The following is a 23,848-nucleotide window of genomic DNA, read 5'->3' as shown; positions in this document are numbered from 1 at the left end:
TGATAAAACGATCAAAAGGCAGAGCATCTAATCATTCAGGTTATTAAGTTTTTATTGTTTTTTTTGAATGCTTTAAGTAAAGCTTTTATAAATCAAATTTAATTCCCTGTGCTAAAGGAAGTTGTGCAGTATAATTTATAGTATTAGTTTGTCTTCTCATATAATATTTCCAAGCATCTGATCCTGACTCTCTTCCTCCTCCTGTTTCTTTTTCACCTCCGAAAGCTCCTCCGATTTCAGCACCTGAAGTACCAATATTAACGTTCGCAATACCACAATCTGAACCTGCATGAGAAAGGAATAATTCTGCTTCTCTAAGGTTTTGTGTCATGATGGCAGAAGATAATCCTTGTGGAACATCATTCTGAATGGCAATCGCCTCTTCTAATGTTTTGTATTTGATTAAATATAGAATTGGAGCAAATGTTTCGTGCTGAACAATCTCATAAGAGTTCTTTACTTCAGCAACACAAGGCTTCACATAACATCCGGATTCGTAATCCTTTCCTGATAAAACGCCACCTTCAACAACAAATTTACCACCTTCTTTTTTACATTTCTTGATAGAATCTTCATACTGATTTACAGCATCAACATCGATCAATGGACCTACATGGTTATTCTCATCCAATGGATTTCCAATTTTTAATTGACCGTAAGCTTTTACCAATCTTGTTTTTACTTCATCATATACATCTTCATGGATAATCAGTCTTCTTGTAGAAGTACATCTTTGTCCTGCAGTTCCTACTGCTCCGAATACCGCTCCGATGATAGACATATTAAGATCGGCTTCTTTAGTAATGATAATTGCATTGTTACCTCCTAATTCAAGAATTGATTTCCCGAATCTTTCTGCTACTTTAGAAGAAACCATTCTTCCTACTCTTGTAGAACCTGTAAAAGATACCAAAGCAACTCTCTTGTCATCAACTAATTTCTGTCCAATTTCGTGGTCTGCAACCAATACACTTGAAATTCCTTCAGAAAGGTTGTTTTCTTTCAGAACTTCATTCATAATATTCTGACATGCAATTGCACAAAGTGGAGTTTTTTCTGATGGTTTCCAGATCGTAACGTTCCCACAGATCCATGCTAATGCTGTATTCCAAGACCAAACTGCTACCGGGAAGTTGAATGCTGTAATAATCCCTACTACCCCAAGTGGATGGTACTGTTCGTACATTCTGTGACCAGGTCTTTCTGAATGCATTGTATACCCCTGAAGCTGTCTTGAAAGTCCTACTGCAAAATCACAGATATCAATCATTTCCTGTACTTCTCCAAGCCCTTCCTGTAAAGATTTACCCATTTCATAGGAAACCAATTTTCCAAGATCATCTTTATATTCTCTTAACTTTAAACCAAGCTGTCTTACGATCTCTCCTCTCTTAGGAGCTGGGATCAGCCTAAATTCCTGAAATGCCTTTTGGGCCGTTTCAATAACTTTGTCATAATCACTTTCTCCGGAAGTCTTTACTTTAGCGATTAACTTACCGTCTGCAGGAGAGATGCTTTCTATCGTCTTTCCTGAAGCGAAATATTTCCCGCCCACTGAAGTACCTTTATTTTCTTCTTTAATTCCAAGGTTTTTGAGTGTTTTTTCGATTCCGAAATCCTTTACTTTTTTTGACATAAAATCTTACTTTTCGTTCTCTCTAAAGATAAAAATATTATGCGAACCTCAAAACTTTAATTTTTTAATATGTTATTTATTTGGACTAATTCCAAACATGCTTATCTTTGTATCGTAATCTTTTTGATAATCACCAATGGAAAATTCACAAGAAAATAACTCAAAGTTTAAAAAGTGGTTCAAGCGTGTAGGATGGGCGGGGTTTGCTTTCTTTACCATTAAAGGCTTGATTTGGCTCGTAATATTCTACTTTGGAGCAGATTCGCTTCAGAGTTGTATGAAATAAAAAAGCAGAGAAATTTCTTCTCTGCTTTCTTTTTTATAATAAGGTTAATTATATGGTTTTCTCTTTTGTGAACAATGATAAAATCCATAATAGATTAAAGGATTTTATACCTGAACCTTATAAAAAATCTCTTTTTAATGAATTAAAATCACTTTCTGCTGTTTTACCTTCCCCATTTTTGCCTCAAAGCTAGTCCTTTTTCTTCCTTCCCGAGTTGATAAGGCTTTGGTGCAGGAGATATTCAATCTGACCATTCACACTTCTGAATTCATCATTGGCCCATTTTTCGAGGAGTTTATAGGTAGGCTCATCTATCCTTAAGACAAAGGATTTTTTGCCTTTGTTTTCCGAAGCGTTCTGAGCTTTTTCTGATTTCATTTATTCTTTCTTTTTGATGCAAGACGCATTAGATTACAGTCCAGATTTATAACCTTGATCTGGAATTATTGATTATTTTGATTAATTATACAGTGTTCCTGCATTTAGTATCGGAGTTGCTGCTTTTTCACCGCAAAGCACTACCATTAAGTTGCTTACCATTGCTGCTTTTCTTTCATCATCAAGCTCAACAATATTTTCTTCTGAAAGTTTTTTAAGAGCAAGATCTACCATCCCTACCGCGCCTTCGACAATTTTAGTTCTTGCCGCCACAATAGCGGTAGCCTGCTGCCTCTGAAGCATAGCCCCTGCTATTTCTGATGCATACGCTAAGTGAGAGATTCTTGCTTCCTGAATAACAATTCCAGCTTTTGAAAGGCGGTCTGTAAGTTCTTGCTCCAAAATAGCATTAATTTTATCCCCTCCTTCTCTTAAAGTGATGGGTGCGTGATCGTCTTCCAAATTATCATAAGGAAAGCTCATTGCCAGATGTCGTACTGCTGCTTCGCTCTGCATTTTTACAAAGTCAGAATAACGTTCTACATCAAAAGCAGCTTTGTAAGTATCTCCTACTTTCCATACAATTACCACCGCAATTTCAATAGGATTCCCCATCTTATCATTTACTTTCAAAGTCTGCCCTTGCAAATTCTCTGAACGTAAAGATATTTTCTGTGATGAATACAAAGGATTGATAAAGAATAATCCGTTCTCTTTTACACTTCCCACGTACTTTCCAAAAAAGTTCAATACTCTTGAATGGTTAGGCTGAATAATCATTAAACCCTTTAAAAAAAAGCACGAAACCAGGAAACAAAGCATTGCAATGATAACAAACGTAATACTTTTATCTACACCTGAAATGAAGAAATAAACTGCTGCAACAAAGAGTACCAGACAGATTACTAATGTAAGGTAACCCGACATGGGTTTTAATGTTTTTTCCATGATTGAATTTTTAATTTGATATTATTTTGATATCATAAAGTTAGCAGTAAATTTTGAATTGCGAATAAAAAAAATGTTTTTTTTCATAGGTGTGAGATTAAGGACTGAGGTATGATGGTTATATTTTGTGGTCGAACCAATAGTTAAAATTTCAATTAATGAAATATAACTCCAGATCTAATTATTCACAATCTTGTCTCAAAAAGAATACAGTATTTCATCTCCTATTATGCAAAAAAAATCCCGGAAAGTGAATTCCGGGAATTTATGTTTTTTATATTTGAATAGATTATTTCTTCGTTAAAACTTTAAACTTGAAATAAGATACAGCGGCTAAAGTAATCATTGTTGCGATTCCGATGTATACCCAAGCTGGTATTGGTACTGGATCTCCTGCAGCATAAGAGTGCAGTCCGCTCAAGTAATAGTTTACTCCAAAATAGGTCATCACCATTGAACAGAAAGCGAACATCGTTGCTACATGAAATGCCCACCTGCTTCTTAATCCTGGAACTAGTCTCATGTGTAATACAAAAGCGTACACCATAATAGAAATGAAAGCCCATGTTTCTTTCGGGTCCCAGCTCCAGTATCTACCCCATGATTCATTGGCCCAGATCCCTCCAAGGAAGTTTCCTACTGTTAAAGCAAAAAGACCTACTGTTAAAGACATTTCAGAAACGATTACTAATTCTTTCAATGTTGTATCGTGGTGAATTTTATAAGTTTCTTTATTGGAAATAATATAGAACACCAAAGAGAGTACTGCGATAATCATCGACAAGGCAAAGAAACCATAACTTGATGTAATAATCGCTACGTGAACGATCAACCAGTAAGATTTCAATACCGGAACGAGTGGTGTAATCTGTGGATCAAGTGCAGAACCTCCGTGTGCAAATCCCATCATGATAACAGCTACCATAAATCCTGATGCAGGAATCAATGCATTGGAATTTCTGTAAAGAACTAATCCTGCTGAAATACCTACCCATGAGATAAAGATAATTGCTTCGTATCCGTTACTCCAAGGAGCGTGTCCAGAAATATACCATCTTGCTACAAGGCCTAAGAAATGACATATATATCCAATTAAACCAATTGCAATAATTGCTTTAATGATTTTATTTAATACTTTATTTGGTTTGAATAATTCTACAAATCCAAGAAGTAAAAGAAGTCCTCCGATGATGGTGTAGAAAATCAATAGTTTAAAATTGATATCTGCAGTATTCATGAATACTTCAAGGTCTACTTTAGATTGATCAGGAATGACTGCTTTCCCCCATTTTTTCTGATAGTCTGAAAGTTTTACCAGTTCAGCATCTGCTTTGTTCCAATCTCCAGATCTTTGGGCTGCGATTACTTCTGAAAAATAAGGGCCCATTACCTGCTGAGACTCCATGTCCGGTTCAAATTTCTGATCCAGCCATGAATGCCAAGTATGGTTAGCATCATTTTTCACAGGAACAATTCTTAAGAACTGACCACTAAAAAATTCATTGAAAATCTGAACTCTTTCATTAAGTTTAATTATTTGCTTATCATATTCAGACTGGTCTCCCGGCTTTTTGGCAAAAGCTGTGTTATAATCTCTTTCTAGAATATAAGTTAACATTCCTGTTTTCTTATCTACCGGGAATAAATTCAGTAATGAAGTATATCCTTCTTCATTTGCTTTTGTTTTTTCTAGAAGTGCTTTACCTCCTTTTTCATCAACCTTGATTAGAGGAACTGATGTCCAGCTTTCTGTATCTGTATTGATAGAAAGGAACCATTGGTTAGCATCCAGAGATTTTCCGTCTGTTCCTTTGAAGCGATCGTGCTTGTAAAGTTTTCTTAAAACCTCTAAAGCCTGAGTGTTCATTGGAATAATACGCCCTTCGAAATTCTGCACCAAAAGGTAGCCGAATTTCTCAGCATGCTCTTTGCTAATCTTATTTTTGCCAATGATTTCATCAGCTGAAATGGTTCTCATTTTCCCCATTGGAGAAGCTAATGAGTTCTGTTTTATTTCGCTATCCTGGCTTACTTTAGTTTCAGGAGCTGGTGCTGCATGTGTATGCCCATCACCTTCTACATGTACATGTTCTCTGCTTCCATCAGTAGTCCCGTGTGTTTCTATTTTTTGAGCATTGAATCCAAAGCTTAAGAATAATAAAAGTACTGCTGCCGCTTTCTTTTTGTTAGCGTCTTTCAGCATTTTATTTAATTTCCAGAAGTGCGTTCCTTTCCAGAAGAAAATAACGAACATTCCTAAAAATAATAGTCCATAACCAATATAAGAAACCAAAGTTCCCCAAAAATCGTGGTTTACAGATAATACAGTTCCCATTCTGTCCGGATCAAAGCTTGACTGGAAGAAACGGTATCCTTTATAGTTTAGAACGTGGTTCATATAGATTTTATAAGGAGTTTCTTTTCCTTCGTCCACAATTTTAATATGACTTTCATAAGCACTTGGAGAGTTACTTCCCGGATAAGTTTCCATCACGAAGTCATCTAATTTCAACGCGAAAGGTGTATTGTATACCTTAGGTCCATATCCAACCATGATGTTCAATCCATCCATGGTGATCTGCTTATAAGCATTTGGATTTCCTCTTTCAACGGAAAGGTCAACCAATTGTTTTGTTTTTGGTCCCTGTAGCTCGATCTGAAGCATGTCCGGAACATTGGCATCTTTCTTTCTATCCCCTTCCACAGCCATAAGCTTACCCTTTTTAAGACCTTCAGGCACTACAAGCTTTAATTCATTGATGCTATATAAACTTCTCAATACCAAAGGCTGGAACTCATCTTTTACCGTATTTCCAGTAGCCTGCGTTGCCATAGTCATGTAACTTGCATCTACTGGAGTCTTGATAAATAATTTACCTCCTTCGTTTTTGAATTCAACAGCTCCATCAATCGATCTGTTAAAGGTTACTAAAGTCCCGTTAATGGATTTTGTATCACCAGCTTTGATGTAAATATTCTGTCTTCCAGTTGTTCCTGTTGAAACCAGGTGAAGATATTCAGTTCCGTTAGGCTCAGCCAATAAGCTGTCTTTCTTTCTTTGAATATATTCTTTTGCAAAGATCTTTACTTCTTTTCCGTGGAAGTCATAAGTGGCATTAAGATCTTTATGAAGTGGAGACATTAGATAAGGAATATCCTGATAATTAAGGACATCTCCTTTTTCCTCGATCTGGATTTTAAGGAAGTTTTTATCCGTTACAATTTCGTTGGATGTCTCTCCTTCTCTGATGTGCATCTGCCCTTCAAAACTAATGTATCTTGTGATGGCACCACCAATAAAAATGAAAATGAAAGCAAGGTGAAAAACCAAAACCGGCCATTTCTCCTTTTTCCACAGTCTATATCTTCCGATATTTCCTATGAAGTTAACTATAAGCAGCACCATAATGAGTTCAAACCATTTGGCCTCATAAATTAATGCTTTTGCTGTAGGAGTTCCGTAGTCGTTTTCTAAGAACGTTGCATAGGCCATTGCGAATGCATAAACCAGTAACAATACAGCCATTGTCCTGGTTGAGATAATAATATCTTGGAGCTTCTTCATGTTTATATGTACTTGACATGCAAAAATAAGGATGAAAAACCATAAAGAGCTGAAAAAAAGCTGTTTTTTGTCATTTTGGGCCCCGTTTTCCTTATTTTTAATCGTTCTTAATAATATTAGAGTTATTATGAAAAAAACAATTTTTAAAAGCGAAAAAATAAAGATTCATAATACCTATATCAACAATTGAAGACTTCTATTTCAAACTCTTGTTTTTATCTCAAAATTTCAGAAAAAAAATTTATTAAAAGCTCTTTACTAATTTCAGGTTTATAGATAAATTCATGTGACCCAATTTCTATAGTCTTAAAATTCCATCCTTTTGCCTTGGATTTATTTTCATTATAAATTTTCAGAACGTCATCATACTTGAAAACATAATCATCTTTTGCACTGATAGTATATAATGGATGGTCTTTCGTAATATTTTCAAATGAGATTGCTCCAATATTTAATACAGGATTAGGAGCAAAAGCATAAAATGCTTTAAACGGAGTTTCTTTCTGGGATGCAAACCAAAATGTAGCAGTCCCACCATTGGACATTCCTCCTAAATAGATTTTATTTTTATCTACATTATATCTTTTTTCAACCTCTTGCAGGATTGTAAAAATATTCTCGAACGCTTTTATTTGATTCATCCAGCCAAAATCTTTCTTAGCGAAAGGATAAATAATAATTGAATTAAAACTATTACCAACAGAAAAAATAGGCTCTTTTTTTACATCTGCATTTTTATAATAGAAATCATTAACAGAATTTACTCCTCCATGAAGATAGAAAATAGCTTTTGTTTGTCTTGAGGATTTGTATCCTTTTGGAACGAAGACTATATAAGGGACTTTTTGCTCTTCAGTTTCCGTAAAATACAATGCAAATCCTGGGGGAACCTGATTGAAAGGAGTACTTTCTGCAATCTGGTTATTAACAATCTCGTGATTCCACTGCTCTGTTTCTTTCTTTTTAAATTCTTCTAGCTTAATCACCTTATTTTCCATTGCTTCCAAAAGCTCTTTAAACTCTATATTCTGACTAAGATTCTTAAATCGTTCATTGGTTTGTAAGAACGTTATTTCGCCTCTGCTTTTGCCAAGTCCGAGTTTATGTCCTGCCTTAAGCCATTCCATTGCTGTTTTTGTATCATTACAGCTGGCTGCGGCAGAAGCTGCACTTACGTAATCATAGACTCCAATTTCGGTTTGTAAGGTAAAAGCCTTTTTAAAATTTGAAAGAGCAACACAGTATTCTTTTGCCTCTAAATTTGTTGAAGCATCCCTTATCAGAACTTCATATGACTGTGAAAATGCACTTGAGAAGCAGAAAAAGCATGATAATAATACAGTTTTCATGTTCATTTATTTTTTTATGAGACATCAATAAGAACAACAAATTACCATTTATTTTTCCAGAGGCATTCTTTTCCTGATTTTGCTTAGAAATTCATGTGTAATTCCAAGGTAAGATGCAACTTGTTGCTGGGTAAGCTTTTGTTCAAGCCCAGGGTATTTCTGTAAAAATTCAAGATACCGTTTGTCTGCTCTTTTACCGGTTAAAGAAAGAATTCGTCTTTGTAATGCTACCGTAGAACGTTGGTTCATAATCCTGAAAAGCTTTTCGATCTGAGGCATTGTTTCATAAAGTTTATCTTTATCTTTTTTGGAGATCATCAAAACTTCACTGTTTAAAAGCGCTTCAATATTTAAAATACTGGGAGCACTATTAATTAGACTGTCAATATCCGTGATCCACCAATCCTTTTCGGCAAAATACAAGGTTTGTTCAAATCCGTCTTCATTCAGATAATAAACTTTAAAACATCCATTCAAAACAAAACCTTCAAAAAGACAATAATCTCCCTCTTTCAGAACAATTTCCTTCTTTTTAAAACTTTTCAATTGAAAAGAATTAGAAAACTGATTAAACTCTTCCTCAGAAAGAGTAATATACTGGCTAATATTTTTATAAAGCAGATTGAACATGATAGTATTTAACAAAAATAAAGATACCAATATTCCTGATATCTTTATGGATTAAGCAATGTGGTTCTCGTTATTTTCCTTTTAAGAAATCCTGCGTATTAATAATATTAGCATAAAGACCTCCCAATGCAGATATTCCTGCCAGAAAAGACCTTTGAACTTCTGAACCCGATACAACCTGCCCATTGAGTTCTCTGTTTTTCGTTGCTGTAGCATCACCAATAATAATGTTATTCAATCCGAAATCAAAAGCCGCTCTTGTTGTAGATTCTACACAGACATCTGTCATCATTCCTGTAATAACGAGATTTTTAATATTTTCTGACTGAAGATATTTCAACAGATCCGTATCTCTAAAACTGTTAGGAAAATGCTTTTCAATCACTTTCTCATCAATCAAAGGTGAAACCAGCGGATGAATTTCTGCTCCCAAAGTTTCAGGCAAAAAGAAAGTAGCCCCTTCATTGGCTGAAATATGACGGATATGAATGATAGGAAGATTATTTTCCCTGAAATATTCTAAAATTTGCTGAGCATTTTTACCTGCCTCTTCAACTCCTTCTAATGTCATCTTTCCTCCAGGAAAATAATCGTTTTGTACGTCGATGATTAATAGTGCTGTGTTTTCCATTTTTCTTTTTTGTTGTGCGTTCATTGGTACCAATAATAATAAAGTAAGACATAAAGCCAATATGCTTTTTAAACTGTTTTTCATTAATTAAATTTTATGAGGCAAAATTATCTAACTCAAAACTTCTATCTTTTGAACTAGTTCAAAATACGCGTACTATAAATAAAAAAAACCGAAGGAAGATCCCCGGTTTTATATTTTCATCTTATTTCCAATAACTCCATTTCAATCCATCAAATACTGCCATAGTTTTACTCACTGTATCATAACACATCATTCCAGGATATGGACTTTTAACATTGATATGAGGATCGGCAATTTTAGGCAATATTAAAGCTTTATCAGGTGATTCCAGAACCAATACTCCCGGAACCGTTGTCGTAGGATTCCCAATAATTACCCTGTTAGGTCCTGGTACTTCAGCATTGGTATTAAAAATAACATTATTAATGGAACCAGCATCACTAAGCGCCACCCACATGAAACTCTCTTTCATCTTTATAATTTTATCATTTTTATCCATGAGAATGGTTCCGGCTACAGCATCATTAGGTAATGTTTCTACGATGGGTAACATAATACCATTAGTAGTATTAGCCGCAAAATCAAGAATACCAGCTCCGTCTATCGTCTCTTTACTAATACCTACTTGAGCAAACATAAGATTAGTAAACAAAAAACCTGTGAGTAATATTATATTTTTCATTTTTAAATCTAAAATTTTATTCATTACAAGACCTTACAATGCAATTCCATGAAGTTCCATTATATAGCTTAAAACAATTGTCAGCAGTATCAAAAATCAGCATACCTTCTACCGGAACAGCAATACTTCCAGCTGTAGTCCGGGTTATAACAAGGCCTTTATTCCTTGATTCAAGTGCAATAAATCCGTTGGGGATAATCCCCGGCCAATTGGCCTGCAACCCTGTATGATCGGTAATCCCAAATTTTGTCATACTGTTTGGAGCTCCTGTAGCAGGATCTTTAGTACAGTAGGTCTGAAGATTGGTTCCAAATGTAAAATACTGATGCATGGGAAATGAATAATTGAATACAGCTTTGCCATTCACAAAACCTGTAGCTGGAACCATCTGCACGTTCTGGGTAAATCCGGCATCATCGGCTACCAACATAAATATTTTATCCGTTGGTAATATATCAGTATATCTTGAAAGATCCACTTGCAACCATATCGGATCCATATTATTCATTTTCTGTGCCAGCCATCTTCTCTGAATAATTCTCCCTGAGGTTGTCCCAAAGCCTACTAATGGAAGATCCTGAACATTATTATCCCCCATTACCAAAAAGGTTTTATCTTCAGAAAAAGGAACCCTGCTTATATCAGCATTTGGTAAAATGAAATCATTAGTAGTAGCAGCTATAAGCATAATATTATTCTCCTCATTAATACTGTTGCTTACTTTTTGGTTTAGAACCGACATATCATCTCGTCCAATTCCAAAAATATTATGATTGAAAATCGTATTCATACCAGAATTCCATGTCATGGCCTGATCAGAGTTTAGATAATTTTGGGGCTGTTCTAAGGTAATTCCGTACTTGATCCCAAGATAAGAGTTCACCCTCTGCCGTTCTGTAGGAGTCTGTGTTTCTGAATACAAAATAAATTCTCCTATTCGATCCCCTGCCAAAGAAGAGGAACCTGATCCTGCATCATTATCCATTAAAAGAACCATACCCGGATAATTGTATATAGAAGAAACATCGTTTGCAGGCCCTCCATAAGGAAGACCATTATTGTCAAAAAAATATTTTACATCTCCTCCTACTATATCATTATAATAAGATTGAATACTGGGAATATGAGTTCCTACCGTATTAATAACATTTGTTCCAAAAAACACATCACCGGATTCTTTTTCATTATAGAATTCAGGATGGTTGGCTTTTGTTCCAAAAAACGGAGACTGCCAGATTCCTGCAATATCTGTAGGATTGGAACTTCGGGTAGTACCATTCATCACAAAAACGGTCCTGTATGTGGCAGGCTCTGTTCTGGTAAGATGAGTATACGAAGTAAGTGATTGTGTAATATCATCAGGAAAACCTGATGGAAATTTATAGCCGGATCTATAACCATTGGTACTGACAACTTCTATAGCAGGATTAAAATTAAAGCTGGGAATTGATGCAGCAGAACGATAAACGGGTATAGCTTCCACTCCGGGATCAGCATAGTACCCTGGTATTCCCTGATTGGCTATTCCATGTACTCCATTTATTTTTTGATTTTCCCACAGGGGGACTTGTGTATTGTCTGTTGTTGTAGCTGTACCTGCATCGGCTTTCACCCATATCTGTAAATTATTGGAAACACCACCCGGAGATTGTGCCCATAGCATACAATTACCCAACAAGAATACTAAGAGCAGCTCTTTCCTCATTGATCTATTTTTAATGTTTGTATCTATTTTTCAAATCAGAAAATTGAATTAGAATTATCAATTCACTGAGTAAGAAGGATGGAATATGGAAGTTGATTAAATAATAAAATTTATAAAGTTTTTTTTCTTACGTATGACCTGCTAAAATGGCAAAGAAATACAATATAAAAAACTCTATTAATTTTATGCGGATCACAAATATATGAAATATTTTTTCAATTTAAGAAGAGGAACCAGGTTGAAATAATTAATGTTTTTTGTATATTTTAAATTTAAATTCCAGAACATGTTTTTGAAACATTATAAAGAAATATAGATCAATTAATATAATTTAACAACACGGTATTGGGATAAACAAAAAAAATAACCTTACTTTTATTTCTGCCAATATTTACAACACAAAATATTTTTTAATCAGCTTTAAATAATCGTAGTAAAAAGTGAGCACTACAAAATGTTTTTTGAAGAAAAAGATTCTTTTTAGTATTGAAAAAACATTAAATTTGCCACATTGATATTTATGGATAAAAAGACACAAAAAAAACCGACTGAATCGCCTGAAAAAGGCAGAATTTTATCTAAGCCACGTATATTTTTCGGGCTTACTTTTATACTGTTCTCTGCTGTTCTCGCTTTATCGTTCATTTCCTATTTAATGAACTGGAAAGCTGACCAAAGTCAGGCAGGAACTATGCTGGACAAGAGTATAAAATCTTCAAACATTTTCGGCAAGGCCGGAGATTGGTTTGGAAACATTTTCATATTTGAAAGTATTGGTATCGCCTCATTTATTATAGCATTCTTATTTCTTGTTGTTGGAACATTAATCCTTAAAAAGAAGACCTTCAAGCCATGGAAAACAATTGGTCATTCCTTGTTTTTTATTTGCTGGCTTCCTATTTTTATGGGAGCACTTACCAAAGGACAAGGAGTGTTGGGAGGTGTTTACGGATACCAGATTATGGATTACTTAAATGCTATTATAGGATCTGTAGGATTATGGACTGTATTGGCTGCAAGTATTCTTTTGTACTTCATTCTTGAATTTAATCTTCGCCCAAGCTCAATCAAAGCAAAACTGAACAAGATTAATGAGAATACGATTGGAAAAGTAAAATCAATGATGCCTGATTCTGATGAAGACTTTGAAGCTGATGAAGAATTAAAAGAAGAAACAGAAATCGAAGAACAGGTGACACCTAATATCACTGTAAGTGATATTACTAATTCTGGATCTAATGGTACAATCAATAAGGTTAAAGAACCGGAACCGGTAGATATACCAAAGGGGTTTCCAGAAGCACCTATTGAAACAATATCTACTCCTAACCATACATCATTTGACAATGAACCGCAGGAGGTTTCTCAACCTGTCAGTTTAAATCTTTCTACCAAACCAACAGTTCCGGTTTCAAGTCCGGAGGAAGCGTTTGATATCAGACCTTCTGCTCCTGTTACTACTCCGGCACCTGTAGTTCCTGCATCGCCAATACCTACACAGGAAAATATTAAGTTTAATGTAGAAGTAGCACCGGTAATTGATATTTTGGATGATTCCGACAAAAAATCTCAGGAACTTGTAGATAAGCATGGCCTATATGACCATAAATTAGATCTGGCCAATTTCCAGATGCCACCTGTTGAGTTATTAAAAGATTATGGTAATGAAGAAATTTCCATCAACAAAGAAGAATTAGAGGAAAATAAAAACAAGATCGTTGGACTTCTGAAGAATTTCAATGTTGGGATTGCAGAGATTAAAGCAACCATCGGCCCAACGGTTACCTTGTATGAAATTGTACCCGAGGCCGGAATTCGTGTTGCTGCAATTAAAAAATTACAGGATGACATTGCATTGAACCTTTCTGCATTGGGAATCAGAATTATTGCTCCAATGCCAGGAAAAGGAACAATTGGTATTGAAGTACCGAGAAAAAACCCAACGATGGTTTCTATGCGTTCTGTGATTGCATCTCATAAATTCCAGAATACAGATATGGATCTTCCAGTGGTTTTTGGAAAAACGATTTCCAACGAGATTTTCATGGCTGACCTTTCCAAGATGCCTCACTTATTGATGGCGGGAGCAACAGGACAAGGTAAATCAGTAGGTATTAATGCCATCCTTACTTCCCTACTCTATAAGAAACATCCAAGCGAACTCAAATTCGTAATGGTTGACCCTAAAAAAGTAGAACTTTCTTTATATTCAAAAATTGAAAGACATTATTTAGCGAAGTTACCGGATGCGGAAGAAGCCATCATCACAGATACCAATAAAGTAATCAATACACTGAACTCTCTTTGTATTGAAATGGATACAAGGTATGACCTTCTTAAAAATGCTTTCTGTAAAAATCTGAAAGAATACAATAAAAAGTTTGCAGAAAGAAAATTAAACCCTGAAAACGGTCACCGTTTCCTTCCTTATATTGTCTTAGTAGTAGACGAGTTTGCAGACTTAATCATGACGGCCGGAAAAGAGGTAGAATTACCTATCGCTCGCTTGGCGCAGTTGGCAAGAGCCGTGGGAATTCACCTTATTGTTGCTACCCAAAGACCTTCTGTAAATGTAATTACAGGTATGATTAAAGCGAACTTCCCTGCAAGAGCTGCCTTTAGAGTAATCTCAAGTGTAGATTCAAGAACAATCCTTGACTCTCCGGGAGCAGATCAGCTGATTGGTAAAGGAGACATGCTGTATTTTAACGGTAATGAAATTTTAAGACTTCAATGTGCCTTTGTAGATACTCCGGAAGTAGAAAGACTTGCAGAGTTTATTGGTGAGCAGAAAGGATATTCATCTGCATTCCTTTTACCTGAATACGTTTCAGAAGATGCCAATAGTTCCTCTGTAGGCTCTTTTGATCCTAATGAAAAGGATGCATTATTTGAAGAAGCAGCAAGAATCATTGTTTCTACGCAACAGGGGTCTACTTCAATGCTTCAAAGACAATTGAAACTAGGATACAACAGAGCCGGAAGAATCATGGATCAGCTGGAAGCAAGTGGTATTGTAGGTGGATTTAATGGAGCTAAAGCAAGAGAAGTCATTATTAGTGACCTCCATTCTTTGGAGCAATTCCTTGAGGATCTAAGAAACTAATCAATCATAAAAAGTATTTTACTACAAAATAATCCCGGGTATTTTCAAACAATATTGCCCGGGAAATATTATATAATATTCGTTCGAACTATGATTATGAAAATTACAATAAAACAAACCATCAAATTGGGCCTTTTCGCATGTATGCTTACATTATCTTCATGCGCCTTAAGGTCCGTTCCCAGCGACTATGCTTCTGTAAAACTGGATGTCATTGACAATAATACTTTGGGAAACGGCAAAGTGCTTATTTATAATGGTGCGGGTGCTCTCCACAAAATGGATAATACCGCAAGATTAAATATTGTACTTGATGGTAAATCTTTGGGACAGATCAGGCCAAAAGAATACGTTATTATTGATTTAGAAAATGGAAAGCATGAATTTACCGCTCTTCATATAGATATGGTAAATATGAGAAGTAAACATCCGGTTGAAATTAACGAACATACTAAAGTTATCAAAATTGAACCTACTATTACTTCTAATAAATTAACAGTGACCAATATTCTTCCTGAAAACTTTGAAAGGTATATAGAAAGGCCAGAGACCAGATAATTTACAAAACAATCAAATTAACCATAAAACTTTACATGAGACAATTATTATTTGGAGTATTCTTCATTTCAGCGACGACATGCTTATCTGCTCAGAACTCTACTTCCAATATTCTTAACAAAGAATATTTTAAAGAAAAAACATTGGTTTTTACTTATAATACATCCAGCGTTCAGAACTTTAATATAGAAGGTCCTCATGCAGGTATGTTTTTTCAGCCTGATGTAAAAAAGACATTCGAAGAGGCTGTTTCTGAAATGGCAAAAGAAACCAACATCAATTTAATAAGTGGTAATAATTCAATTGCAGATCAAATAAATTCAAAAATATTGGATATTACATGGCAGTTTAAACTGTTTAGTGCAGAACTTACAACAAAAGTAAACTTTAATGTCAATAACCAGAATTATATGAGTACTGGAAGTTATAAAAATATAGGAGGAGGGTCTGAAAGAAAAAATCTGAAAAGAGCTTTAAAAAATTCAATTTATAATTTTTTACTTGAGTACCAAAAATAAGAAGTATTTTTTGGAACAGTTTTTGGAAGATCTGCGTAGTTAAAGGGAACAAGCCTTATTGCTTTACCCTCGAAAGTTTAAAATTATCTAAAGATTATTAAATAAGAAAAATGAAAAATATTATTTCAAAAATTATATTAGGAAGTTTTGTGGTAGGCACAGTAGGTATGGCCAATGCTCAGAAAATAGATGCAAAAGCTAAAAAGATATTGGATGACATTACAGCTAACTACAATTCTAAAAAGAATTCTTACTTCAAATTTTCTTTTGGAACCGGATTGAACGGGCAAGTTAATAAAACAGAACCTGGTATTTATTATACTGCAGGAGATAAATACAAATTAAAGATCATGGATACAGAACAGATCTTTGATGGAAATAAAATCTACAACATCAACGCTGATGATATGGAAGTAACCATTGCAAAACCTAACGGAAGCAGTGCCATGTTCTCCCCTATCAACTATCTTACGACCTACAGAAATGAATACAACGTAACTTATAATGGGAAGAAAACAGTAAATGGTGTAAATGCCGATTTCATTAAACTGACTCCGATAAAAGCCAACGGAATCCAATTTGTTTACATTTTTGTAGATTCTGCAAAAAAACAAATGGTAAAATTGGAACAACACGGAAATAACAAAGACGTTGCCGTGATTGCGATCAAAGAATACAAAGAAAATCAGGATCTGGATCCTAATATGTTTGTTTTTGACAAAAACAAATTCAAAAACTATGTCATTACAGAACTTTAAAAGTTGATAATCAAAAAGGTAAATTCTCTTTTTGATAATTTCACTTCAGAAAAAAATAACAAAATATAAAAGCCGCAAGTTTGCGGCTTTTTGATTAATTTTGGCGCATGTTAAAAATACTAGACAGATATATCATAAAAACCTTCTTTGGACCGTTTTTCTTTATATTCAGCGTATTGTTTTTCATTTTCATTGTAAACATTATCTGGGTTCAATTAGGGCAGTTTATGGGAAAAGGATTAAGCTACTGGCAGATCCTTAAACTTCTTTTTTACCTTGGGGTGAACGTTATCAGTATGGTTCTTCCGCTCACCATTCTTTTGGCGAGTATCATGTCATTTGGAGAATTTGGAGAGCGCTACGAACTGGCGGCCATGAAGGCTGCAGGAATTCCCCTTACCAGAGTAATGGCTCCTCTATTAGGAATTACAACAATTCTTGCGATCATGCTGTTTTTCTTCTCCAACAATATTATTCCGGATTTTCAGAGGAAGGCAAAAAATATGCTTTTTAATATTGCTCAAACAAAACCAGCCATCAACTTTACTCCGGGGCAGTTTATTGACCAGATTCCCGGATACATGGTGAAGTTTGACAAGATCTATGGTGAAAACGGAGAAAATATTGAAGGAGTCTTTGTTCATAAAAAAGCCAACACGTATGAAAACCAACAGTCTGTTGTGGCTGAAAAAGGGAAATTCGTAACAGCAACCAACAAAAACTTTCTAAAGCTTATCCTTTATAACGGGTATGTATTTGAAGATAACTTTGCCGGGAAAGGAGAAGATGTAAGAAAAAAACAACCTGATCAGGCGATTAAATTCGATACATTGGTGAATCACTTTGATATTAGTGAACTCATCAATAAAGCCATCGAAAAAGAACAGATTACGGATGACTACCGTTTTCAAACTTATAACGAGCTTAATACAACGATTGCCATTAGTAAAAAGGAAAATGCAGTATTCTTTAAAAACATTGGAACGGATGTTTTAAACCAGACCAATACTGTAGTTGCTTATATGGATCAGGCCAACAAACCTAAGGTAGCCCCAAAAGCGCAGATAAAACTGGATACCGTAAAAAGTGACAAAAAGCTTGAGATGATCTATAGCTCCTACAATAGACTTGATAATCTGAAATCAACACTGGAAGCTAAAAAGAATGAATTTAGTACAAATGTAAAATATTTCAGTAAAGTTGTTATTTACCAGCAGAGATACATCTCGTATTCGGTAACCTGTCTTATTTTCTTCCTGATTGGGGCAAGTTTAGGCTCTATCATCAGAAAGGGAGGAATGGGACTTCCGGTAATTATAGCGATTGTTATCTTTATCATTTTCTATGTCATCAATGTTGGGGTGGAAAACATGTCCTGGAGTGGTAAAATGAACCCTTATTTAGCAGCATGGCTTCCCAATTTCATTCTTCTTCCTTTTGGAGTGTGGATGACCTTCAAAGCACTTACGGATTCACAGTTATTTGATGCAGAAAAATACAAAGTACTATTCAAGCCGATTACGAAAAGATTCTCAAAAAATAAAGAGCATAAGAGATATCAATAACTTTCAAAAAACAAAAAGATCCGAATTTTATCGGATCTTTTTGTTTTTTGAAGTTGGAAGCTGAAAGAGAGAAACTTGAAAATTACTTACAGAGCCAAACAGATTGTAAAAACAACTATTAAAATTAATTGTAATTGAGCTTTTACATATTTTCAAAAAAATTTTTTTCTTCTAACTACCTTACCTATAAACAAAAAATTCTCTTTCAGCTTTCCACTCACTGACTATACCAAAAAGACTATATTTGCAAAAATTAAAACTGTAACTACATGAAAAAAGTACTGGCTTTAAGCCTGTTTGCACTAGTTTCTTTTAATGCTTACGCACAGGAAGACAACAACACAGATTATGAATTAAGAGGTGATGAAAGATATGGGTACATCATCGAAAAAAATGGCAAAAAAATCGAAGGAATCGTAAGATTAAACGGAGATGCTATGTCTCCTTGGGATAATCAGAAAAAAGTAAAATTTGTTGCTGTATCTGATATTGATAAATCTAAAAGGAAACAGAAGTTCAAAACACTAGATACTGATGACATCAAAGAATATGTTGCTATTGATAATAACAATATCGAAAGACACTTCGAAAATATCAAATATACCAATACTAAAGAAGGGTTTAATACGGCAACTGGAGGTTTAAGTGGTAACATAAAAGCCTTCAACAACCTTACAAAAAGTACACAGTTTGCCGAAATTGTAACAGACGGGAAAATCAAAGTATATAAGCTATACGGTTACCCTACTACCTTTTCAGCCGGAAGTCAGATTGCTGTTGCTGAAGCTGAAACCAAGAGAATGAGAGAAACACCTTCTTATATTTATAGCAAGAAAGGAGGCAAAATTGAAGAACTTACCTTGGCTAAAACTAAAATAATTATTGCAGACTGTAGTTATACTAAAGGCAAGGTTACCGGCGGCGCTTATGCTTCCCTGAAGAATGATGAAAAGAAAAGATCCGGCCTTGGCAGGTTAATCAAAAATCAGATTGACGATGTAATGTCAAATATTCCGGAAATTGTAGAAGAAGTCATTACAGATTACAACGAAAATTGTAAATAAATTACCGAATAGTATAAAAGAGACCCCAAATTTGGAGTCTCTTTTTTGTTAAAACATTATTTTATAAATGGTTAAAATTGATAGACAAAAGCATTAATATTCATCCCCGCTCCTACTGAAGCAAACAAAACAACATCATTTTTTTTGATCTCATGATCTTCTAATTCACCCTTTAAAATCATAGCAAGCAAAGAAGGAATAGTGGCTACACTACTATTACCAAGCTTATGAATCACCATAGGCATGATGTGTTCCGGAGGCGGAGTATTATATAGTTGATAAAACCTGTTAACAATGGCTTCATCCATTTTCTCATTAGCCTGATGAATAATAATTTTATTTAATTCATGAATTGAATATCCACTATTATCCAGACACTTTTTCATGGCTTCCGGAACATGCACAAGAGCAAATTCATAAATCTTCCTTCCATCCATTTTAATATATTTGGTATCAGGACATTTCTCATTATTATAAGATTTACCAAAATATAAATAGTCCTTTTCAGTGAAGGTAAAAGAGGCAGATAAATGAGATTTTATTCCAGACTCATCCTCCGTATTATTTTCAAGAACAGCAGCACCAGCTCCGTCAGCATAGATCATGCTGTCTCTGTCGTGAATATCCGCCACACGGGAGAGTGTTTCAGCTCCAATCACCAAACAACGCTTGGCAATACCTGCCTTGATAAAAGCGTTGGCTTGTATTACTCCTTCAATCCAACCTGGGCATCCAAACAAAACATCATATGCAACACAGAAATTGTTCCGTATCCCCAATAAATGTTTCACACGGGCAGCAAGGCTGGGAACCGTATCGGATTGAATAGTACCAAAACGGACATCTCCAAAATTGTGAGCGAATATAATATAATCCAATGTTTCAGGATCTATCCCTGCATTCTCTATGGCAGCCTGAGCTGCTTTAAGTCCTAGATCTGAAGTGACTTGTGTACTTTTAGCGTATCTTCTTTCTTCAATACCCGTAATTTTTTTTAATTTTTCTGTGATAGAGGCATTATTGTCTTTTAATAAAACACCCTCCTCACTGAGGAAAATATGCTTGTCAAAAAATAAATTGGTAATAGTTTCTGACGGGATATAGTTCCCCACTCCAATAATTCTGGTCATCATCTTTATGTTATTTATCCTGTTTTTATAGCACTCCAGGAATAATTCGATAAATATAACGATAATACTTATTAATATATTATAACAACTAGATAATTCTAATTAATTTGTAAACATTTTTTATAAAAAAAGAGGATTCCAAAACAGGAATCCTCTTTCATTATTTTCAAAAACTGAAAATTATACTTTCATAATTTCAGCTTCTTTTGTCTTAAGATGCTCATCGCAAAGCTTTGTGTACTTATCTGTGTAAGTCTGAATTTCTTCTTCCACACCTTTCACAACATCTTCAGAAACACCTTCTAACTTTTTAAGTTCTTTCAAACCGTCTTGTCTAGCGTTTCTTACAACGATTTTTGTCTGCTCAGTTTCGCTTTTAGCCTGTTTAGCCAACTCCTTTCTTCTTTCCTCCGTTAAAGGTGGTACATTAAGGATAATATTCTCCCCATTATTAGAAGGTGCAAAACCTAAATTAGAATTGATAATTGCTTTTTCAATAGCATTGATTGCTGTTCTGTCCCAAGGTTGAATAGAGATAGTCATTGCATCTGGAACAGAAACATTGGCTACCTGGTTGATGGGAGTCATCGCTCCATAATATTCAACCATTACATCCTGAACCATTGATGTAGAAGCACGCCCTGCTCTGATTCTTTGAAATGCATGGTCAAGATGTTTTACTGCACCGTCCATGTCATGTTTTACAGATTCTAATATTAGATCTAATTCTTCCATTATTATAGTATAGTTTGATAAATTACACATTATTATACAATACTGAATATCAATAATTTAAAAATTAAAAAACACCTGAAAATTAATATTGTTCATTCTTTTCTTACTATTTTTTTACTATTCAGTGGTGCAAAAATAATGATTTTTGATATAAAGAAGCACAGCTTATCCATTTTTATTGAACATTATCTCCTATTATCATCAATTATACAACATTCAAAAACGATGCAACCACCTAGTATAATTACTTAGAATATATTTTGGTTATTTCCACTTAATAAGAAGCTATTTAAAGTCTCTTACTTTACTATATCATTATTGAGTGATTTTTTAACATTATAAAACACTCCATAGAAACAAATAATTCGGTGACTTAACTATTACTAACTTTAATTATTAAAATCATGACAAATCCATCTTTAGATGCCTACCAACAGGTTTTTAGTATGGCAATTCTTGCCAATCGTGCAGGAGGCTACAACGGCGGCGGTATTGAGCTGCAGCAGCAACTTCAATATGACTTATCGTATTATTTCAACAATGTTCCGCCAGTGAAAATAATGGGACAAAACAGCCCCTCAGTTGCAGATTCTTCCGTTACACCATTCATAGGAAACTGGAACCTCGTTTGGGGACCGGCTCTCATAGAAGAAAAAGGTAAACATGGTGTACCTACCGGAGTTGCCGACAACGCATTATATGTAGTTCAGTGTGATACTGTTGCCTTTCCGGGAGGACCTACCGTACCTACTTATATGGTTGCTATTGCAGCTACTAACCCTGCCTCACTTTATGATTGGGAAACAGAGGATTTTTCAGTTTCGGAAGTAGTAAACTGGACGACCTATGATCCTGCTAAGTTTACCCCATCATCCTATAATGGTACCGACCCATATATTTCAAAAGGTACAGCTACAGGTATAGGAATACTTCTTGGACTCAAAAGCCCAGCCCACGCAGCATCACCCAATACCACGCTCCAAGAGTTTCTTGCTGGTTTAAGACCCAATCCGGATACAGCAATAATATTTGGTGGACACAGCCTTGCAGGTGCATTATCTCCTACTTTAGCTCTATATTTAAAGGAAAATAAAGAATTGGAGGCCTTCAATACGGTGCTTGTCTATCCAACCGCAGGACCTACTCCGGGAGAAGCAGCCTTTGCTAAGTTATTTAATGATACATTCCCACCGTTACCTGCTGGATGGCAACCTCAAACCAAAGATTACCAAAGTTGGAACACCATGCATTGGAATGACCTGGATGTAGTACCTCATGCTTGGTCGGTAGCAGAACTGGCGAAAATAGCAACAATATATGGTCAAGCCACAACAAATACTACAACAGCTATATTAAATGCTTTACAGAATATGGCCATCAGTAATTCTTTACAATCAAAAACGCACTATACAAGGATACAAAACAAGTCGCTTCCAGGTCAGCTCCAACACTTGGGCCCAAAATCAATTACTATCGAAACACCTCCTGTAACCATCCATGACTATATGCTTCAATTAGCGGTACAACATGTAGGATTGTATACAGGCATTCTTGCAACAGATACCGCCCCACAGGTAAACGGTCTTATTTTACCAAAGCCATTGCCGCAAAATCCAATTAAACTTGCACCAGGAGTAACTCAGGTCAGCGAACTTGAGATGGTCATCAAAATAATAAATCAGCTCATTGACTGGATCTTTAGCCATTATGCATTGGTTGAAAAAGAAAGAATCAAACAGAATGTTGAGGCAGATCAATAAGGCTTAAAAAAACAATATAAAAATAAAAACCCCTGTTACAATATATTATCGTAACAGGGGTTTGTTATGTTTTTTTACAAAGTTGATTATAAATCAACCAAAGTACCTACATTTTCTCCTTCCACGATTTTCACTAAGTTCCCATCTTTATTCATATCGAATACAATGATAGGTAATTTATTTTCGTGGCTCAAAGTAAAAGCAGTCATATCCATTACCTTAAGGTTTTTCTCAAATACTTCATCGAAAGATAATGAATTATATTTTACCGCATCAGCATTCTTTTCAGGATCACTGTCATAAATTCCGTCTACTCTTGTGCCTTTAAGAATTACATCTGCCCCAATTTCGATGGCTCTCAATGTGGCAGCTGTATCTGTTGTAAAATAAGGGTTCCCTGTACCAGCACCAAAGATTACTACTCTACCTTTTTCAAGGTGTCTTACAGCTCTTCTTTTGATGAAAGGTTCAGCTACTTTATCCATTTCGATCGCAGACTGAAGTCTCGTCTTAATTCCTGCATCCTCTAATGCCCCTTGTAATGCCATACCATTAATTACAGTTGCTAACATTCCCATGTAATCGCCCTGTACTCTGTCCATTCCTTTTGCAGCCCCAGCTACCCCACGGAAAATATTTCCTCCTCCAATGACGATCGCTACTTCACAGCCTTTTTCAACTACTTTTTTAATCTCTGCAGCATATTCCTGTAGTCTTTCGTTGTCAATACCGTATTGTCTGTTCCCCATTAAGGCCTCACCGCTAAGTTTTAGAAGGATTCTTTTATATTTCATCTTTTATTTTTAATAAACTTTTTAAT

The 23,848-nt window shown here is 35.1% G+C and carries 19 protein-coding genes; 7 read left to right on the top strand and 12 right to left on the bottom strand.

The window, feature by feature from the left end; all coding sequences use genetic code 11:
* Window positions 1–85: 85 nt before the first annotated feature.
* The 9 genes from amaB to EL260_RS12815 form a co-directional block, all read right to left on the bottom strand.
* Window positions 86–1,636 (bottom strand): L-piperidine-6-carboxylate dehydrogenase, encoded by a 1,551-nt coding sequence (amaB, locus tag EL260_RS12855; protein ID WP_123855733.1) that lies wholly within the window; start codon window positions 1,634–1,636, stop codon window positions 86–88.
* Window positions 1,637–2,111: 475 nt separating this feature from the next.
* A complete protein-coding gene (locus EL260_RS12850; RefSeq protein ID WP_123855732.1) occupies window positions 2,112–2,300 on the bottom strand; it encodes an Arc family DNA binding domain-containing protein in 189 nt (62 codons plus the stop codon).
* 81 nt (window positions 2,301–2,381) lie between these two features.
* On the bottom strand, window positions 2,382–3,248 hold the full coding sequence (locus EL260_RS12845) for an SPFH domain-containing protein (RefSeq protein WP_123855731.1): 867 nt from the start codon (window positions 3,246–3,248) through the stop codon (window positions 2,382–2,384).
* A gap of 289 nt (window positions 3,249–3,537) precedes the next feature.
* Window positions 3,538–6,813: a cytochrome c biogenesis protein CcsA gene (gene ccsA / locus EL260_RS12840; protein ID WP_123855730.1), complete on the bottom strand. Its 3,276-nt coding sequence runs from the start codon at window positions 6,811–6,813 to the stop codon at window positions 3,538–3,540.
* A 215-nt stretch (window positions 6,814–7,028) separates the two neighbouring features.
* Complete coding sequence (locus EL260_RS12835; protein WP_164466516.1) at window positions 7,029–8,162, bottom strand: prolyl oligopeptidase family serine peptidase; 1,134 nt, start codon at window positions 8,160–8,162, stop codon at window positions 7,029–7,031.
* Between the two features lie 48 nt (window positions 8,163–8,210).
* On the bottom strand, window positions 8,211–8,792 hold the full coding sequence (locus EL260_RS12830; RefSeq protein ID WP_123855728.1) for a Crp/Fnr family transcriptional regulator: 582 nt from the start codon (window positions 8,790–8,792) through the stop codon (window positions 8,211–8,213).
* A gap of 70 nt (window positions 8,793–8,862) precedes the next feature.
* Window positions 8,863–9,507 (bottom strand): cysteine hydrolase family protein, encoded by a 645-nt coding sequence (locus tag EL260_RS12825; protein WP_123855727.1) that lies wholly within the window; start codon window positions 9,505–9,507, stop codon window positions 8,863–8,865.
* A gap of 121 nt (window positions 9,508–9,628) precedes the next feature.
* A complete protein-coding gene (locus EL260_RS12820; protein WP_123855726.1) occupies window positions 9,629–10,129 on the bottom strand; it encodes a hypothetical protein in 501 nt (166 codons plus the stop codon).
* Window positions 10,130–10,145: 16 nt separating this feature from the next.
* Window positions 10,146–11,834: a hypothetical protein gene (locus EL260_RS12815; protein WP_123855725.1), complete on the bottom strand. Its 1,689-nt coding sequence runs from the start codon at window positions 11,832–11,834 to the stop codon at window positions 10,146–10,148.
* A 520-nt stretch (window positions 11,835–12,354) separates the two neighbouring features.
* Between EL260_RS12815 and EL260_RS12810 the strand changes: the two genes are divergently transcribed.
* The 6 genes from EL260_RS12810 (at window position 12,355) to EL260_RS12785 (ending at window position 19,403) form a co-directional block, all read left to right on the top strand.
* The gene (locus EL260_RS12810) at window positions 12,355–14,940 is read left to right on the top strand and encodes an FtsK/SpoIIIE family DNA translocase (protein WP_123855724.1); all 2,586 of its coding nucleotides are present in this window, start codon (window positions 12,355–12,357) and stop codon (window positions 14,938–14,940) included.
* Between the two features lie 96 nt (window positions 14,941–15,036).
* A complete protein-coding gene (locus tag EL260_RS12805; RefSeq protein ID WP_123855723.1) occupies window positions 15,037–15,498 on the top strand; it encodes a hypothetical protein in 462 nt (153 codons plus the stop codon).
* Window positions 15,499–15,533: 35 nt separating this feature from the next.
* Window positions 15,534–16,016 carry a hypothetical protein gene (locus tag EL260_RS12800; RefSeq protein ID WP_123855722.1) on the top strand — a complete coding sequence of 161 codons (483 nt, stop codon included), beginning with the start codon at window positions 15,534–15,536 and terminating at the stop codon, window positions 16,014–16,016.
* A 110-nt stretch (window positions 16,017–16,126) separates the two neighbouring features.
* Entirely contained in the window at window positions 16,127–16,774 is a 648-nt protein-coding gene (locus EL260_RS12795) for a LolA family protein (RefSeq protein ID WP_123855721.1), read from the top strand.
* A gap of 107 nt (window positions 16,775–16,881) precedes the next feature.
* Entirely contained in the window at window positions 16,882–18,339 is a 1,458-nt protein-coding gene (locus EL260_RS12790; RefSeq protein WP_123855720.1) for an LptF/LptG family permease, read from the top strand.
* A gap of 269 nt (window positions 18,340–18,608) precedes the next feature.
* Window positions 18,609–19,403, top strand: coding sequence for a hypothetical protein (locus EL260_RS12785; protein WP_123855719.1), 795 nt, complete (start codon window positions 18,609–18,611; stop codon window positions 19,401–19,403).
* 71 nt (window positions 19,404–19,474) lie between these two features.
* Here EL260_RS12785 and EL260_RS12780 read toward each other — a convergent pair whose 3' ends face one another.
* Both EL260_RS12780 and frr read right to left on the bottom strand, forming a co-directional pair.
* Window positions 19,475–20,536, bottom strand: coding sequence for a 3-oxoacyl-ACP synthase III family protein (locus EL260_RS12780; RefSeq protein WP_123855718.1), 1,062 nt, complete (start codon window positions 20,534–20,536; stop codon window positions 19,475–19,477).
* 177 nt (window positions 20,537–20,713) lie between these two features.
* Window positions 20,714–21,268, bottom strand: coding sequence for a ribosome recycling factor (frr, locus tag EL260_RS12775; protein WP_123855717.1), 555 nt, complete (start codon window positions 21,266–21,268; stop codon window positions 20,714–20,716).
* Window positions 21,269–21,672: 404 nt separating this feature from the next.
* Between frr and EL260_RS12770 the strand changes: the two genes are divergently transcribed.
* The gene (locus tag EL260_RS12770) at window positions 21,673–23,028 is read left to right on the top strand and encodes a lipase family protein (protein ID WP_123855716.1); all 1,356 of its coding nucleotides are present in this window, start codon (window positions 21,673–21,675) and stop codon (window positions 23,026–23,028) included.
* A gap of 86 nt (window positions 23,029–23,114) precedes the next feature.
* Here EL260_RS12770 and pyrH read toward each other — a convergent pair whose 3' ends face one another.
* Window positions 23,115–23,822, bottom strand: coding sequence for a UMP kinase (gene pyrH, locus EL260_RS12765; protein ID WP_068943145.1), 708 nt, complete (start codon window positions 23,820–23,822; stop codon window positions 23,115–23,117).
* Between the last annotated feature and the right edge of the window lie 26 nt (window positions 23,823–23,848).

It is taken from the genome of Chryseobacterium nakagawai (genome assembly GCF_900637665.1).
Taxonomy (GTDB): domain Bacteria; phylum Bacteroidota; class Bacteroidia; order Flavobacteriales; family Weeksellaceae; genus Chryseobacterium; species Chryseobacterium nakagawai.
This window is presented reverse-complemented; position numbering and strand designations above follow the sequence as displayed.